Raw genomic sequence first — 16,890 nt, forward strand, 5'->3', positions numbered from 1 at the left:
ACCCATCCTCAGACACTGATACAGTAAGAATTTTCATATTTAAACTTTATATAATAATTAGCAGGATAGCGCATGTTCAAACAATTGGACATTATTGACAACAGAGGAGTCATCAGATAGCCGTTTCTTTGCATAGGCCACAGATCCCTCTGAATATTCTTTCCAATGTATTCCGTCCATTTCCATCACGTTCTGGAGAACATCCCTAAACCCATTTGAATCCTCAAGCGGAATATCCCAACCTGCTTTCTTTTTGTTCAAATTTTTCCACGGTGTCCTATCACTTATCAGAACAGGACACCCGGCGGCCAATGATTCCAATATTGCATGACCAAAATTCTCACCTCTTGTAGGAAGCAATAGGAGGTGATGCTCTGAATATATTTTACTTATTTTTTCATGGGCAACCGCACCACGATAATTAACACGAATATTTTGGGGCATGGTTGATATTATTGACTGACACGTCCGCCAGAACCTTTCATCATCCAGTGCCCCGTAAATATTAAATTCGACCATACCCTTAATATACCGTAAAATGTCGAGCGCATAATTAAGGTTTTTAACAGGCGCCAACCGACCAACAAAGACAACTTTGAGATCCCCCTTCTTTTTGAAATGAAGACCATTCCTAACGCTATTATCTACTGCTGAAGTCATACTTAGATTGGGAGCCACAATAACAGGGGTCTTTGCTCCTAATACTTTTTTAATATCCTTTTGCTCGAAAATCGAAGAAGCCTGCCATAATATCCGTGGATCTGAATGGAGGCCAAGCCACTTAATAAACAAAATGTAATATTTTTTTTTCCAGTATTTTAGTCCTAACGCACTGGGGGCCAACTCCCCCCTGGGAGCGATAACAATTGGTCTCCGCGGGATAAAGCCGAATTTCCATAGTACCAATGGACCCAATGAAAAAAATGGACAAAAAAAAGTATTCAGATACAATAAATCCCATTCTGTGTTGTTCATGAGTGAGCAAAGGTTTCCCAATAGCAATTTCCGTGGTGTTGCGTAGTTTATTTTCAGATTGCCAATGTTTAACCATTCATCACAGGAAATATTTGAATATGGATGGCGGTCTTTAAAATCACGGTCCCTTGTAATTATTTTAAATGAAAACTGGTCTAAGCGACCCACTAGGCTGGCCAGAGTACGTATGGGCCCTCCAGCCTTATTTCCGGGCAAATAAAAAGGGGCAAGAATCAAAATCTTTTTTTTCATGACACTACACTATTTCCAGTTTGAAAACTGTATACATGCTTGGCCCAGCCCCGTAGCCCTCTCTCCTGATATCCGGTTTTACCGTTTGAGACAACCCACCTTTCAACGGGTATTGAGAAGCCTGTCTTTCTTCTTTCTAAAAACTTCTTTGGCAGCTTTTGTTTAGCCGTATAAGCAAATTCCTTTTTACCGGGCAGAAAGCCATTGGCCCGGCACTCTATAATTTTCTTAAAAAAAACGGTATCTACCAAGGGAACTCTGATCTCCACAGAATGGGCCATACCTGCCCAGTCGGCATCTCTTAAAAGCTGATTCCGCATATACCAACTTATTTCCAAAGCTGCTATTGAGCTCCACCCCATAGGCAGGTCCGAGGTAGTCTCTTGCAGATTCGGCAAAAGCTGTAGGGCTTTAAACCCATCTTCGACAAAAGACGGTTCAAATATGTCAAATAACTCCCAAGGCATAAACAACCCTCTGTGAACAAAATATGCCCCCCCCAACGTATCACCAAATTCAATTAACCCTGAATATTTAGGCGGCAGGTGTTTTTTTAAGACTTTAGAAGAACAAAAACTTCCGAACCTTTTTAACCCCGGTATTTTGTAAATCGAATTAAAAAAATTTCTACATGCTGGTATCTGAGAGTAGGTTGAGTAGCCGCCAAGCACTTCATCTCCACCAAGTCCTGAAATGGCAACCTTTAAGCCGGCCTTCGCAGCATATTTACTTACGAAATAAACATTCACACCGTCTATCGTAGGCTGATCCATTGCATGAAGCAGGGAATCTATGTCGCCACGAAATTCATTTTCAGAAGGACAAAAGGTGTGGTGATCAGTCCTGAATACCTCTGCAAGCTCTGCAGCAAGCGGCCCTTCGTCTTTTTCGCTGCCTTTAAACTCCTGAAAACTAAGTGTTAGAGTTTTAATTTGATCTCTATAATTCCCTTCAGAGGCCAAAGCCAATAGTACGGCAGAATCAATACCCGCCGATAAAAAAAGCCCAACCGGGACATCAGACACCAAATGGTGATTCACAGTATCAATACAAGCTTTGCGGAAATAGTCAGCAGGACCACTGGAAAATTTTTTCTTATCTCCCCATGGGTTAGAAGAAAGAATCGTGTTTTTCAAATCATGATACTGCCTGATTTCGCATCCTTTTTCTTCTGTTGCAACAAGTAGACAACCCGCCGGAAGAGCTTTGATGGATTTATATAATGTGTAAGGCTCAGGAACACTACCAAGCACAAAGAAACCGATATGGCCTGCTGGCTCAGGATCGCGGGGCACCTCAGGATCTTGAAGTAAAGCCTTTACCTGGGAAGCAAAAACGACTCTACCTCGATCGTTGGAATAATAAAGCGGCTTTATGCCAAAAGGGTCACGTCCAATCACCAGTCGCTTTGCATTGTCATCCCAAATTGCGAATGCAAACATTCCGCGAAGATAATGGACCATGTCCAGTCCATAGCAGTCATAGAGGCAAAGCAGCACTTCTGTGTCACTATTCGTTCGAAAGGTGTATCCTTTTTGGGAAAGTGTATCTCTCAGGCTTTTATAATTATATATTTCGCCGTTAAAAACAATATGGATGTTCCCATTTGCACCGGCCATGGGCTGGGCTGCCGATTCAGTGGGGTCAATGATTGCCAACCGGCGATGAACCAGGCCGACTCTATTATTTTCGCAAAACCAGCACCCGGATCCATCTGGGCCTCTTTTTTTCATATAGTCCGACATTGCCAATACAACTTCCTGAGAAACAGGAATAGCGTCAGGACTGTAACTATAACTTCCAGCGATACCACACATAATTCAATAACGATCTAAAATTGGAAATAGATAAACTCGTTAACCTTTGTAAGACTAAGAAGTGCCAAAGCAAATAGACTTCCGCCCATTATACCCCATTGCCAGTTCAACTCCAGTCTAACAAAAGGGAACAAAAGTGGCCGGTCAAGTTTCATCGTTTTACCTCCGAGGGGCGGTACAAGAGTCTGTGCAATAGCCAATGAATTCGGCATTAAAAAACATATAAAAAAGGAGGTAAGAATCCATGTTACCTCGGAAACACCAAGAAAAAGAGGGGCTTTGTCAAAGAGCACACCACCTTCCCTCATAACAGGTCCTAACCACCTAAAACTATAAAAATAGTAGTCAGGTAAATGGGCTCCGTTAAAACCCGCCATACCCTGAAATATTTTCATGGCTGAGGACATATCATGCGCCCGAAAAATCACAAAAGAAATAACAACGCATACAAACGTCAGTCCAATGCCAGCCAACCTTCCTGCATCAAAGTGCGAGGATCCAAACTTTGAAGAAGGCTTTCTAATGAAATGGTGCCATGTGTGATTAATCACTAAATAGCTGCCGTGGAGAACACCAAAGCAAATATACTTCCATGCAGCACCATGCCAAACACCGGCAATCAAGAATGCCCAAAATGTGGCTATCATAGCTTTAGAAAAGCTTATTCTCGGAAACAATTTTAAAAAAGGCGTGTACAAGTATGTCGTAATAAATTTAGATAATGTAATATGCCATCTCTGCCAAAATTGAATGATATTTTGAGATTTAAAAGGACTGTTAAAATTCACTGGCAGGACGATACCAAACAATAGCCCTAAACCTATGGCCATATCTGAATACCCCGAAAAATCAAAGTACAATTGAAACGAATACGCAAAGGCACCACCCCAAGCTTCAAAAAGACTAATAATTTCATTTCCCATACGTGCGGCTTCAAAAACCGTATCTGCATATATCGATATCGAGTCTGCAAGGATTGATTTTTTAAATAAGCCCATAGTAAAAATCATAATCCCGACAAAAAAATACCGAAGATTGATATCTTTATTAACCACAGCTTTAATCTGGGGAAGCATTTCATTAATGTGAACAATAGGGCCAGCTAAAAGTTGGGGAAAAAAACAAACAAAAAGACAGTATTCATGGAAATCCGGTAATTCAATCAACCCTTCGTATGAATCAACCAGGTATGCAATCTGCTGAATGGTGAAAAAACTGATAGCCAATGGGAGGGCTAATTCCAGGTAGTCGATATTTAGACCCAAAATGCGGTTAATGTTCCCAATTGCAAAGTCTGAATACTTATAATACCCAAGCAAAACGAGGTTAAAAATAATACCAATTAAAAAACAGATTTTTGATTGCTTTGCCTTCTCTTTTTGGAAGCTAATATAATATGATAGAATATAATTTATAATAATAGATGATATGATTATAAAAATATATTCAGCTTTCCACCAAGAATAAAAAAACAATGAGGCTGCAATTAACCAGTATATCTTTGCTGAAACATAATACTTGTTAATAAAAAGATAGACCAATAACGTAATAGGAAGAAAGCCCAATATAAAGGGTAGTGAATTGAACAACATGATTATGAACTAATACCTTTAAAAACTAATCAGCGTATTTGCTTAAATAAAGCTCTTTAAGAGCCAGACTTGAAATCTTTCCAGAATTGTTCAATGGAAATTCTTTCACGATCTCCAAATGGTAGGGTTGTTGGTGGGTTGGTAATATCGCCTCAATCGCTTCTCTAAGCATCGATAAAGCCCCCTGTGGTGAGAGTATAACAAATGTGACGAGCAGGTTCTCTTTTATTTCATGAGGTATAGCAACCGTCACACAAGATTTAACAAAATCTATCTTTTGAATGTAAGAATCAACATCAAGCAAATTGACTCTGTGACCAGCGGTTTTAATGGTGTCATCTATTCGCCCCACCATGTATAAAAAACTATTTTCATCTCTAAAAACCAAATCGCCAGTCCTGTAAAACATAGAACCATCAATTTCCACCAGAGCTTTATTGGTTAATGACGACCGATTGACATATCCAGCCATTAATTGATTGCCCCCCACAAGCATTTCACCCTTCTCATATGGAGTTGTTTCAAGTCCTTCTTCATTAATCAACTTGATGTGGGTATTAAGAATGGGTTTACCGATTGAAACCGTAGAATGGCGTATATCCTCAGAGTTGTCCTTAACCAACTCCTTAACTACGCAATATATGGTCGCCTCTGTAGGGCCATAACAATTGTATAAATTCGCGTCGGGGAAATGATGCACCATCTGTTCATAGAGCTTAACAGGAAATCTTGAGCCGGCTATGAGAATATTGTTTAGATTGGACAAATCTGCTTTCTCAAAGATACCTTGCTGTAGAATCATCATTAAATTGTTCGGAACGGTTGCAAGGGTTGTTATTTCATATTTATCCAACTCTCCTAAAAGAACAAAAATGTTATCTGTAAAATTGGATAGTACAAAATTAACGTTCTTTAGAATCAATAACCCGACATCAACCAATGACACATCAAATGTATAGTCCGTAGAATTCAGCAAACGATCTTTTTCAGTGATCTGTTCGAAAAAAGAATCAAGCCAAAATAAAAAATTTTCATATGCTTTACGCTGAATTTTCACACCTTTAGGTTCACCGGTTGATCCCGAAGTGAACATTATATAAAGACTCTTTTCCGGAGAAACGGCAAACCCTTCTATATTTTCCGTTGTGGAGATGGGCAAGCAAGAGAAAAAATCATCTTCTAATACGGCAGATAGTCCGCAAATTTCATTAATTTGATTTACACGTTCTTTTGGCCAACTTTTACGCATTGGTACATAAGTCAACCCCAGGTCCATACATGCCAGAATCGTGAGGAGGTATCTGTGATCTTTCTTTAAATATAAACCGACAATATCATCTGTACTGTAGGTTTGAAACAAATATGTCTTGATTCTATTGTACTCAGATAAGAACACGTTTCGGTCAATGGAATTACCCTGCGTATCAACAACCTTGTTGTAGTTAGCGAAAAACGAATGGATTTTTTCTCTAATTAGCATAAGCACCTCTCACATTGGACTATAGAATTGTATACTCTTTGCTAAAACTTGCCACCCTTGTCTATGATCATATCGATTAAGGCAGAAACATTATTCATTTCCTGTAATTCTCCTAAAGCAAATTTTATATCAAACGCCTTTTCTATTTCCAGAATCAAATTTAAGTGGGTTAAAGAATCCCACTTGTAGACATCATCTGAAGTCATCTCGTCTCGGACCTCTAACGCGTTATCACCAAAAATGTCTCTAAATATTGGTGTTAATTTTTGTCTTACTTTTTCTTTCATAATAGACCTCATATTGTATACTTTATCATAATGCATCTACTCTATATGCAAAATGATAAGAGTTCCTCAAGATTACGTATTCACCATCCACCCAACGCTTAAAAGCACTAAATAGCTTACTTTGTTGTAGACACTTCGTTAATACTCCTCAATAATTCAGCATCATGCAAACCTTCTGCCCCTTTTCCATCGGTTTCACGCCATACCTTCACCCGTAAAAAAACCTTACCCATACATTATCAGGACGAAATGAAACTTTGGTCCACCTCTTCGAGCTATCAATACGCACAAGTTCATTCTCACTATTCGCCACCAAAACTCTGACTCCCGTCCCATTTATCGTCATTTTTTTAAATAAACAAAGAACTCATTTCCACTGTTTTCGGCCATCAAAAATTTTTCTTTTTTATAAAAATCTATAGCCCTTATATTAGCACGATGAACATGCAAAGAAATGCTAAGCCTATCATTTACTTTTCCAAATTTTTCAATTAACAGCGAACCGATGCCTTTTCTTTGCCACTCTCGTTTTACACCAACCCTTGAAAGATAGAGGGTTTGAGATGGAACAGGGGGGACCTTTTCTGAATAACTCTTGAGCATTTCTAAAAAATGAGCCTTATCATCCTCCTCAATATAATCTAACATGGCTTTTGATGAAACAGCATATGCAAAAGGTAATTTGTCAGAGAGGATACCGGCTACCACTCCGATAACTTGACCATTATTCATGGCAATAAAAGAGTGCTCAAACTCCGAACCGGGCAGACCAAGAAGAACCTTCACGGCTTTCTGCAATTTTTCTGTTTTCAAAGGCACCATATCATAAAATTCAGGCAAGGCTTTAATGATTAACTCAGTTGCTATGTTCTTTATAGAATCGCTTGTTGTGCTATCGATTTTGGCTATATGAATAGTTTTCTGCATATTCCTGACCTCTTGCAAATTGAGTGACACCTATCTTTTCAAGATAGAGTTTCAAACTCTCGTAGTATTTTTCCCTATATCCAGCAATCGAAACATCTATTCCAAAATCTTTTCGCTCAGCATTAAATCTTTCAGCCACCTTATCATATATCCTTGGGTAATAATGAGCCCCGTCCCACGTGTTGTCTGTGTCATATGTAAAATCTGAAGGAACACTAAAATCATAGACTTCATCAAATATCGTGTTAAGTGAGGCAACCAGGTTTAGGTAATCATCCAAAATTCCAGCCATATAATACCGCCCGACATGCCATATTGATATTGGGTGTACATACGCAAGGGAAGCGGCCTCGGGAAAAAGCTCACGCATTTCCTTGAGCAGTTTAACCCTTTTCGGATCCAATTGTTTGGCGCCCTTGTAGATATAATCCGCCGGCGGATTGTACGTATAGGGCTCCGAGGGAACATAGCCTACAAAATTACTGTCATACACGGTTGACAAAGGACTCAACCCCATAAGGGTCTTAATGGAGAACATCAAAGCATCAAAAGATAAATATGAAGATACCAATCCAGGAGGATTCTGATCTTTTAGAATAAACTCTGGGATGGAGGTTTTATTGGGTTTTGCGAAACTAAAATTCACCTCAACAAATATTTTTTTTGGATTCAACCCTCTTTTCTTTAGATATTTTGCAAACGCTAAAAACTCCTCAATCTGGCCGGCACTAAAGGACAGATTAAAACAATTATAGCCCTTTATCAGATTTGGATTTAGTACAGTTGTGACAGAACTCCCAAATATGATTGCATCAACCTTATCAAGCTTTGTCAGTAACAAGTTTGTTTTTGCAATACGTTCATCAAAGCCATAATTGTGATCTCCAATTTTATTTCCACCACAATACCATAGTGGATCAACAGCCCAATTTAGTAAAAATATTGAACTGAGACAAAAAAACAGGGAAAAAGCCCAAGCATAAAAAAATGATCTTTTTTCTTTCATTATAACAAACGACCCGTAATTAGTTTCTTAAATAAGTGACCGATAAATTGCTATTTGTTCATTATATAGACGTTCAAGTGAAAATTTTTGTTTTAAAATACAAATACTTTTTTGGGCATATTGAGCCCTCAAATATTTATTGCCAAGAAGCTGGCAGATTTTTTGTGATAGTGCATCGGCACTAAAATCCTTTATCAATAGGCCGGAGACTCCATCTACTACAATATCCTGAATACCGCCAACATTCGTAGCGACTACAGGCAATCCTACCTGCATTGCTTCTAAAATGCTGTTAGGTGACCCCTCAGCAATGGAGGTCAATACAAACAGGTCTCCCTGAACTAAAAATTTTTTAACATTCTCCTGCTGCCCATAGAATTGTATATTTTTCTCCAATCCCTTGGTATGGGATTTTCTTTCCAAATCCATACGCTCTGGCCCATCTCCGATTACCCAGCATCTTACATTTGGATATGCTTTAACGACCTTCTCGATAGCATCTATCAGCAGCCCTAAATTCTTTACCGGCCTGCAATTAGCAACACTTATCATTACAGGATTTTCATCGTTTTTAAAACCACATTCAAGATCAATATTTTTGACGACCTCATCAAGGTTTACACCATTTCGAATCAGCTTAACTTTTCCGTTTGAAAAATACTCATTCTCAGTAATGTCCCTAACGGCTGGGGAATTTACTGTAATTATTGTAGAAAAAAAATTTACTATGTACGAAATACCGAGATGACGGATTTTTCTCCATTGGCCGAGTTCTCGGCGTGCCGAAATAAATGGGCACCTGAGTTTCCAGACGCCTGGTAAAACAATAAAAGAAGATATTATCCCGTATGCATGCACAATCTGAACATTTCTTGCAACTATGGCTTTATAGACTTTCCACAATGCTTTCAATCCAATATGGGAAAGATTCAAGCAGACCACCTCGTATCCTTGCTTAGCGAATTTATCCGCCAGCCCAGAATCAAACAAGCAAAAGACGATGCCCTCAACATTTTTCTCTAACCCGTTCAAAAGGTATTGCAAATGCCTTTCAGAGCCTCCCATTCTAGAAAGACTGTGAATCACATAAGCCACTTTGATTCGTTTTTTTTTTGATTTCGTCATTTTAAACAGAAGATTGTTTTAGATTATTTTCACACCATAATTGGAGATTTAACAGAAGCCATATTCGTGTGGCCTCTTTTTCAGGAAATCTACAAAACGCATCTAAATGCCCTTGTACCGCTTTCGGGTTAAGGATACCGTATGTTTCCACACTTCTCTTAGAAAGAAGATCTGAAACCATCTCAAAAAGGTTATCAGCAAGCCACTTTGTCAAAGGGATTGAAAAGCCTTTCTTGGGACGATCATAAAGATTTTGCGGCAGGTATCGACTCAATGCTTTTTTTACAAGTAACTTACCCTGGTCACCAGGACGATTGGCCTTTAACGGTAGATTTGCAGCGAACTCGACAAGCCTCCGGTCAAGCATGGGAACCCTTACCTCAAGCCCTTCTGCCATTGAAGCCCGGTCCACCTTGACCAAAAAATCCCCAGGCAACCATGAAAGCAGACCTAATTTGAAGATATTATGGTACATCTCGTCTCGACTTCCAGGTTTGTCATTGAAAATCCCATCCACAAGGCCAGAATAACTTCCCACTGATGTGCCGATCAAGTTTTTACGCATCACTGGACTAAAAAGGCAATTGTATTTTACTGCTTCAGAAAACTTTCTTTCCAATACGCCTTCAATGATAGTGTTCTCATACCTCTTTCGAAAAATGGTTTTAAAAAAGAGCTTCCTGATACCAAGGGGCGCTCTGAATATATTAGCCAGCCGATCGAACTGTTTATACCATTGATATCCATGAAACAATTCATCTCCCCCATCTCCGGAAAGACATACTTTTAGGTGGGCTCCTGCATACCTTGTCAAAACAATGGATGGTATTGCCGAGGCATCTCCGAATGGCTCATCATACACCGAATAAAGGCTTTGAACCAAATCAACCATGTCATTCCCTTCGACATAATGTTCATGGTGGCTGGTTCCGAGTTGTTTTGCAATCTTTCTAGCAAAAACAGCTTCGTTAAATTCCGGCTCAGAAAAACCAATAGTAAAAGTTTTCAGCTCTGGTCCGTAATGCTTCCTTGCCACAGCTGCTACTAATGAAGAGTCAAGCCCTCCGCTTAGAAAACAACCAACGGATACGTCTGACACCAATTGCTCTTTTACCACTTTGTTAAATAATTCATCAAACCTTTCAGCGGCATCGGCTTCGTTGAAAGCTATGTCCCGCTGATCTTGAGAGAAGGGTACGTTCCAGTGCTTTTCCTTTATGGACCGTCCCGTTTCCGTTGACACGACCAGGGTATGCCCTGGCTCAAGCTTGTGAACATTTGATACAATAGAATGAGGTGCCGGAATATATCTAAGGGACAAATAATCTGCCAGTGCTGCCGAATTAATTTTCCGTTCAACCATTGGAAGGCTAAGAAGTGCCTTCAACTCGGAAGAGAAGGCAAAGGAATTATTTCCCTCAAAATAGTAAAGGGGTTTTATACCAATTGAATCCCTGCTAACGACAATTTGTGAACGCCTTTTATCCCATATGGCAAAGGCAAACATACCGTCAAGGTATTTGGCGGCATGAATCCCCCATTCCTTATAAGCCGCCATAACGACCTCGGTGTCCCCTTCAGAATTGAACAGATATCCTTTGGCTTTTAATAATTGGCGTATCTCTTTGAAATTATAGACCTCTCCATTATAGACAAGCACCAAGTCGTTACTGCGGTCGATAAAAGGCTGATTTGACTTAGACGAAAGGTCCAAGATGGAAAGACGTTCGTGCCCGAATGCAACATTCACCTTGGCCGACTGATCTGATTCGGGATGAAAGAAAAACCCTTCTGCATCCGGCCCCCGATGAGACAATAATAGCCCCATTCGAGCCATCCAGGCCTTTTCAATTCCTTGACCGTCAAACCTCGCGAGTCCAAAAACCCCACACATGACTACTAAAACCGCCCCATATATTGAACACCCATGTAATACCCTATTTTCTGTCTATCATACTTGCTTTTCGCCAGACTCGATAATTTAAAATCCCCCACCATGCAAACGTCAGTATAGCCGTAAACACGATCATTAGAACCAGCTGTTTCAACACTAATCCTACAATTACATACAAGGCCAGGTTGTGGGTATGAGGTGCAATCTGCATTTTTATTTGAGACATTATAGTTTGGTATTTTTTGGCACCCTTCCCTTCAACATTAGCTACAGATTCAGGCGGTACATTTGGCCCTTCAAGAAGACCTCTCAATTGAACGAATTTTTCGTATAAATGGGCATCCCCGCACATTAGAACGCGCACCCAGGCCATCAAAAGAACAACAAGTGGAAACAAAACCCAGAAACTATTCTCATATTCCAATCCCAGTCGGAAACCAACTGCAACATAAAGAATTACAAACCCTATTCGGTCTATCTGATTGTCCAGCCAAGTCCCCCAAAGGGACAAATCATTTTTCATTCTGGCAAGCGTACCATCGGCTGCATCCAATACTGAAAACAAGAAAATCATAAACGAAGCCAACAAATCATAACGATACTCATTAAATTGGATTAGCGAGCCGGCTATGATTATCCATAAAAGGCGGGATGCGGTAAGGTGATTTGGGCGTATCGGGGTTTTTATCAAAACGAGACATAGATAATAACTAACACGACGATAAAATGCCTTTATCCATTGACCATGTTTTTTTTCCATAACTTATTTCCTGATTATATTTCGTTGAACCGTCTGCCTCAATTTAAAGAATAAAGCCTTCATGTTATTTCCGATCAGTAAAATGGTCTCCTGTTTAATGATAAACAATTGATACGGCGATAGTTCAAAATAATATTTTAATAACAATGTGGCCATTACCGCCATAGCAAAATTAGATGTAGAATAAGCCAGAGCCACCCCTGACACACCCTGAGAATGAATAAAAACCAATATTAATAGTAAATTTATCACGAACCCAATTGACCGAATGAATGTCTTGATCAATGGTCTGCCCGTATGTGTAAAGGTTACATTACAGATACGAATATAGGACAGAAACATTGCTCCGGGTAAAAGCACCCAAGTCAAAGGTATAACAGAAGCAAAGGCTTCACCATACATTAAATTTACAAACGGCGTAACAAGAGTGGCACAAGCAGAACCAGTTATGATCATATAGATGGTAGTACTGCTGATTAGTAGTGGTAAGAAGTTTTTTACTTCGCCTTCAGTGCTCATAGATACTTTTGGCATAAAAGAGATTGTAATCTTTCTGATTAGCATGGCGGAATAATTGGCAAAATTCTCGGCAAGCGCATAACAACCGACGACATCAACTGAAAAAAATGAAGTTAAAATGAGCTTCACAACACTTTGGTTGGCTTTTTGAATAACGGCGCCCATATACCCTTTACCACCAAATGAAAAAAGGCTTCTGCATATTTCCCAGTTCGGCAACAGTGCTCTGATACTCAGCCCCCCTTCTATAGATTTTAATAAAAAACCAATGCATGAAGCCGTTGAAAGCATATGGGTCGCGATAGTCAAACAAACCATAGAAAGAATATTCCCGTCAAAGCAATATAACAATATAATGATTAGAATAAAACGAACCGATGCTGGAAAAATTTCAGATAGAATACCATATGCACTCATTCGGTAGGTTCCCTGAACAAGAGACAGCAAATTATTTTGCATTAAAATAAATGGCACGGACAGTAAGGAAATGCAAAGCAAGGATTGATCGACCTTATCATTCAAAACAAATGCCGAAAAAAAATCAATAAACAAGACAGAACCCGAGTAGTAAAGCATTCCGATTGTAAAGCCGAACAGTGCCCCGACGCCTAAAAGAGGCGTCATAGGTATCTTTTTCTTGTTTAGGTGGAAAATTAATGATGGGCCTAAGCCAAAGGAGCCCAAAGATGAGAACAAATTCGGTAAAATAAAAAGTATGACATAGGCCCCGTATTGATTGGGCCCTAATATGCGTACGGCAAGTATGCTGTTCAAGAGACTAATGGCGCTGGCTACCAGGGAAAGCGAAAAAAATTGTGCTGTCTTTTTAAAAAAACTCATTGGTCATTAAAAAATGAGAAAAAGCACTAAGCGTCTATGTTTCACCAAACGTATGTCCTCTTGACGCATCTTGATCACCTATCGAGGCCAGCTTGTTAGCAATAGCAGTCAACATCATTATAATCCCAAAAACAGATAACCGCTTTTCCAAATGCGGGACTAAAGGGCAAACTAAAGCAAAACTAATCACCATGTATTGACACCCGCTCCCAACCCCTCTAATGGACTGATTTTTACCCACCTTTTTTACCATTCTGGCTTTCCGGTAGGTAATAATAAAAAAAATTAAAAAGAACAAAAGACCGATTATACCGATTTCAATTATTTGATTTATAAAAATATTATGAGTATTAAAATCCGCCAAACTGGAAAATCCTTTATTTAAAAAGAGAGGCTTATCCAATTCGGTCGCATGAAATCCTCGCCCCAAAAATCCATCCCGAAATGAAATTAAAAGGCCTTCAGCTATCAATTGTGATCTTCCAGAAAATAGCGAAACTTTCCCCATATTTATAAATTCATATATTCTATCGCCCAAATTAACAGAATATTCAGAATTTAGCACAAACCCGACTGTTAAGGTTCCCGCGAGACTTAGGAACGTTTTCTTTTTACCTAATTTACTAAATAATACAAATAAAAATAATAGGACAGTTAAAATAATGCCGGCTCTTGAATAGCAGATATAACTAATACCCATTGTGAGAGTAAGCAATAAAACTGAAATAAGAAAAAATCTTTTTTGGGCTTTCACATATCCTATCCAAAAGCTGACAAATACAAATATGAATAGTGGATTTTCACTCGTTCCCCCAATCCAATTCCATACGTATCCTCTATCTACCCAATCCTTTGCAAAAGAGTATGATTCCATTATGGAATTTCCAGAAAGAATTCTAAGAGTCATACCATACCAAGCAGTGTATGCTGCGAACAAAATCGTAAAAGCAAAAAACAGCTTTAAAACCACCGGAGTAATACTAAAATCATCATTGCAGTTAAAATTTCGATACGTAATGACATAAACAATAGCCGAGAGAGATGTGGTTATATATATATGTATTAAAAATAAGGCATCTTCAGAGAACATTATTTTTTGTAATTCGACACATGTAAAGAAACCACAGATAAGAATGAATAAAAGGTAAACAACTCCGGAATTATCAATCCATTTATTAATCGGTTCTTTCCTAAAAATATAAATCGTAGAGCCTAACAGCATAAGAATTGTAAATTCGATGATTCTCTGGCTCGAATCTGAAAAATATGGCAAAGGTAAAAAAAATATAAAAGATAAAAGGAGAATTGCAAAACTCTCAAAATGAGCTTTCATTTTTGCCTTATCAGAGGCCTCCAAGGTTTTGCTTTCCTTAATAACATTAAAGGTTTCTTGATATCTGGTTACTTACCCCATAATCAGTATCTATAAATCGAATATCAAACATTGGGCCGATACCTTCGAATTCCCAGTGACACCTGAGATTAAAATCAAGATCAAGCAAATACAAAAAAGCATTCTTACCGATTCTCTCGCCTTTGGAACCATACATAGAACCGCCAAGTAGAATAAATTCATGATTCATGGCAAGGCCTCGAGTAAAATGCTGCGCTGTAAAAACTATTTCTCTATTATTGATCAGCTGGCCTGGCATTGAATCGCAATGGAGAAACAAATCACCGTATATAATTGTATTGTGAGCACAAACTCCAATGTCTGAAACGGTTTCAACCACGTCAAGAGAACGCTTATCCAGTATCAGTAAGCTACTTTTTTTGTTACTATATTGGGTATAATTGTGAGCCACGACATATACTTTATCTCCAGTTGAAAAAACAGAGTTTAGGTGTCCATAGTTTGGAGACTGTTTTCCATTTTTCAACCTACCTAAAGGATAAATGTGTTTTTTGGGCTTTCCTTTATCATCAAAGATTCTGATACAATTGTTAGATGGATCTGTTAGCCATAAGTCTCCATCAATGAAATCGATTTGATGGATATTCCTTGGCAAATTTTGTCGGAAGATTTTCACTTCCGGAATTTTAATTCCATTTAATTTCAGTTGAAGTACCCGTCCTGAGTACTTCAACTTCTGGTAGATGTAGATTTGCTTGTCATTGCCTTTTGTAATCCCGAAAAACTCTCCGGCTAACAATTGCGTGACTGCGCTTTGACCGCATAAATACAATCCCGTACCAGTTGAAAATAAAGCCTCAGGGAATTGACTATATGATTGATTATGGCAAAAAAACTTAACCGCCGAAACCTTTGAAAAATCACGGCGGCTCTGATACATTTCAATGTATTTTTTAAGAATTACTTTTGGATTTCTCATCTATTGAAGTTTCCATAAACTCCGAATCCAGTTACCCTGTTTTCGTCCCGATGGATTATAGTATTTAAAGTTCGGATTATTTGCAACCAATTGAAATATTACAGAAAGATATATAAAACCAGACAAACACTTCAGAACCGCGGCAGAAAAGTTGCGCCATATTCCTTTACTTTTCCTATGAAAATCAATTAAATCTTGATGCAGGCCTTTAACCCAACTATTATTTTGCCGATCTGAGGAGTTCCTCTGAATGGTTTCCGTATCTTCCCCTACGGTTAGAAGACGTTGACTTTTGAAAGCGTATTGCTCCATGAACCGATTAATATTAGTCGGGTTGAAAAAATGAACATGGGAATCCGTTTTATATTGAAAAACGATTCGGTTATGAATCTTCACCTTATTTTCATTGGGAATCTCTATAAAAAGGAACCCATTTTTTGATATAATCTGTTTCAAGCCCTGAATAAAAACAGGCAATTCCAATATATGTTCTAGAACATGCGACAATAAAATGATATCATATCGCTTCTCTGCGACTTTCTTTAGGTCAAATGGAGATACAATGAGGCTCAAGTCAAATTTCTGCATAGCAAAATCTGCCAACTCTTGACGTGGTTCAAATCCGTTTACCCTTGCGCCTTTTATAGCAAAGTTATTTAACAGACAACCAATTCCGGCACCAATTTCCAGAACTCTCAACCCACTCATTGGTCTATCCAAATATTTCTTAATGAATCTAAATTGACTCCGTGCTCTTAGTTTTTGAGATTGACGATAATAAAATGAAACTTTACGTTCCTGTTCTCTATAAAACTTTCTGTAGTGCTGTTCAACATCGAACTCGGATGGCAATGGGGATGTTGTCATAAATTTACATTTTGGACACAGAATTATATATGAACCTGAAAATTCTTGATGCTCACCAATTAATTCCCATGAGGTCCCTCCACAAACAAGGCAAACCTCTTTGATTTCATGACTGTCAATGCCAATTTGTTGTTTTCCCAATATCATATTTTCCTGAAAAATTGGCATAAGATGCCATTCAGCTTAATGCCCTATGGATTTATTCCCGCAATTCCC

The 16,890-nt window shown here is 38.7% G+C and carries 14 protein-coding genes; all 14 read right to left on the reverse strand.

From position 1 onward, the window contains the following. Window positions 1–57 precede the first annotated feature (57 nt). Window positions 58–1,227: a glycosyltransferase family 4 protein gene (locus tag HUN04_03865; protein WDP88913.1), complete on the reverse strand. Its 1,170-nt coding sequence runs from the start codon at window positions 1,225–1,227 to the stop codon at window positions 58–60. Further along, on the reverse strand, window positions 1,224–3,044 hold the full coding sequence (gene asnB, locus HUN04_03870; protein WDP88914.1) for an asparagine synthase (glutamine-hydrolyzing): 1,821 nt from the start codon (window positions 3,042–3,044) through the stop codon (window positions 1,224–1,226). Before asnB (HUN04_03870) ends, HUN04_03865 begins: the two co-directional genes overlap by 4 nt. Window positions 3,045–3,058: 14 nt before the next feature. Beyond that, window positions 3,059–4,636 carry an MBOAT family protein gene (locus tag HUN04_03875; protein ID WDP88915.1) on the reverse strand — a complete coding sequence of 526 codons (1,578 nt, stop codon included), beginning with the start codon at window positions 4,634–4,636 and terminating at the stop codon, window positions 3,059–3,061. 25 nt (window positions 4,637–4,661) lie between these two features. Continuing rightward, window positions 4,662–6,116: an AMP-binding protein gene (locus tag HUN04_03880; GenBank protein WDP88916.1), complete on the reverse strand. Its 1,455-nt coding sequence runs from the start codon at window positions 6,114–6,116 to the stop codon at window positions 4,662–4,664. Window positions 6,117–6,157: 41 nt separating this feature from the next. After that, window positions 6,158–6,406 (reverse strand): acyl carrier protein, encoded by a 249-nt coding sequence (locus HUN04_03885; protein ID WDP93151.1) that lies wholly within the window; start codon window positions 6,404–6,406, stop codon window positions 6,158–6,160. A gap of 339 nt (window positions 6,407–6,745) precedes the next feature. Then, window positions 6,746–7,330, reverse strand: coding sequence for a GNAT family N-acetyltransferase (locus tag HUN04_03890; protein WDP88917.1), 585 nt, complete (start codon window positions 7,328–7,330; stop codon window positions 6,746–6,748). Further along, window positions 7,296–8,336 carry a hypothetical protein gene (locus HUN04_03895; protein WDP88918.1) on the reverse strand — a complete coding sequence of 347 codons (1,041 nt, stop codon included), beginning with the start codon at window positions 8,334–8,336 and terminating at the stop codon, window positions 7,296–7,298. The genes HUN04_03890 and HUN04_03895 overlap by 35 nt, the downstream gene beginning before the upstream one ends. Window positions 8,337–8,363: 27 nt before the next feature. Next, window positions 8,364–9,461, reverse strand: coding sequence for a glycosyltransferase (locus HUN04_03900; protein WDP88919.1), 1,098 nt, complete (start codon window positions 9,459–9,461; stop codon window positions 8,364–8,366). 1 nt (window position 9,462) lies between these two features. Continuing rightward, a complete protein-coding gene (asnB, locus tag HUN04_03905) occupies window positions 9,463–11,355 on the reverse strand; it encodes an asparagine synthase (glutamine-hydrolyzing) (GenBank protein WDP88920.1) in 1,893 nt (630 codons plus the stop codon). Between the two features lie 43 nt (window positions 11,356–11,398). Beyond that, window positions 11,399–12,115 (reverse strand): CDP-alcohol phosphatidyltransferase family protein, encoded by a 717-nt coding sequence (locus HUN04_03910; GenBank protein WDP88921.1) that lies wholly within the window; start codon window positions 12,113–12,115, stop codon window positions 11,399–11,401. Window positions 12,116–12,118: 3 nt separating this feature from the next. After that, entirely contained in the window at window positions 12,119–13,474 is a 1,356-nt protein-coding gene (locus tag HUN04_03915) for an oligosaccharide flippase family protein (protein WDP88922.1), read from the reverse strand. A 34-nt stretch (window positions 13,475–13,508) separates the two neighbouring features. Then, window positions 13,509–14,831: an O-antigen ligase family protein gene (locus HUN04_03920; protein WDP88923.1), complete on the reverse strand. Its 1,323-nt coding sequence runs from the start codon at window positions 14,829–14,831 to the stop codon at window positions 13,509–13,511. A gap of 22 nt (window positions 14,832–14,853) precedes the next feature. Beyond that, window positions 14,854–15,807 carry a hypothetical protein gene (locus tag HUN04_03925; protein ID WDP88924.1) on the reverse strand — a complete coding sequence of 318 codons (954 nt, stop codon included), beginning with the start codon at window positions 15,805–15,807 and terminating at the stop codon, window positions 14,854–14,856. Beyond that, the gene (locus HUN04_03930) at window positions 15,808–16,815 is read right to left on the reverse strand and encodes a class I SAM-dependent methyltransferase (GenBank protein WDP88925.1); all 1,008 of its coding nucleotides are present in this window, start codon (window positions 16,813–16,815) and stop codon (window positions 15,808–15,810) included. Between the last annotated feature and the right edge of the window lie 75 nt (window positions 16,816–16,890).

The organism is Desulfobacter sp., from assembly GCA_028768525.1.
In the GTDB taxonomy this organism is placed as follows: Bacteria; Desulfobacterota; Desulfobacteria; order Desulfobacterales; family Desulfobacteraceae; genus Desulfobacter.

Coding starts and splice junctions, on each gene's coding strand:
- HUN04_03865 (WDP88913.1), bottom strand. CDS start 1,227: ATGAAAAAAAAGATTTTGATTCTTGCCCCTTTTTATTTGCCCGGAAAT.
- asnB (WDP88914.1), bottom strand. CDS start 3,044: ATGTGTGGTATCGCTGGAAGTTATAGTTACAGTCCTGACGCTATTCCT.
- HUN04_03875 (WDP88915.1), bottom strand. CDS start 4,636: ATGTTGTTCAATTCACTACCCTTTATATTGGGCTTTCTTCCTATTACG.
- HUN04_03880 (WDP88916.1), bottom strand. CDS start 6,116: ATGCTAATTAGAGAAAAAATCCATTCGTTTTTCGCTAACTACAACAAG.
- HUN04_03890 (WDP88917.1), bottom strand. CDS start 7,330: ATGCAGAAAACTATTCATATAGCCAAAATCGATAGCACAACAAGCGAT.
- HUN04_03895 (WDP88918.1), bottom strand. CDS start 8,336: ATGAAAGAAAAAAGATCATTTTTTTATGCTTGGGCTTTTTCCCTGTTT.
- HUN04_03900 (WDP88919.1), bottom strand. CDS start 9,461: ATGACGAAATCAAAAAAAAAACGAATCAAAGTGGCTTATGTGATTCAC.
- asnB (WDP88920.1), bottom strand. CDS start 11,355: ATGTGTGGGGTTTTTGGACTCGCGAGGTTTGACGGTCAAGGAATTGAA.
- HUN04_03910 (WDP88921.1), bottom strand. CDS start 12,115: ATGGAAAAAAAACATGGTCAATGGATAAAGGCATTTTATCGTCGTGTT.
- HUN04_03915 (WDP88922.1), bottom strand. CDS start 13,474: ATGAGTTTTTTTAAAAAGACAGCACAATTTTTTTCGCTTTCCCTGGTA.
- HUN04_03925 (WDP88924.1), bottom strand. CDS start 15,807: ATGAGAAATCCAAAAGTAATTCTTAAAAAATACATTGAAATGTATCAG.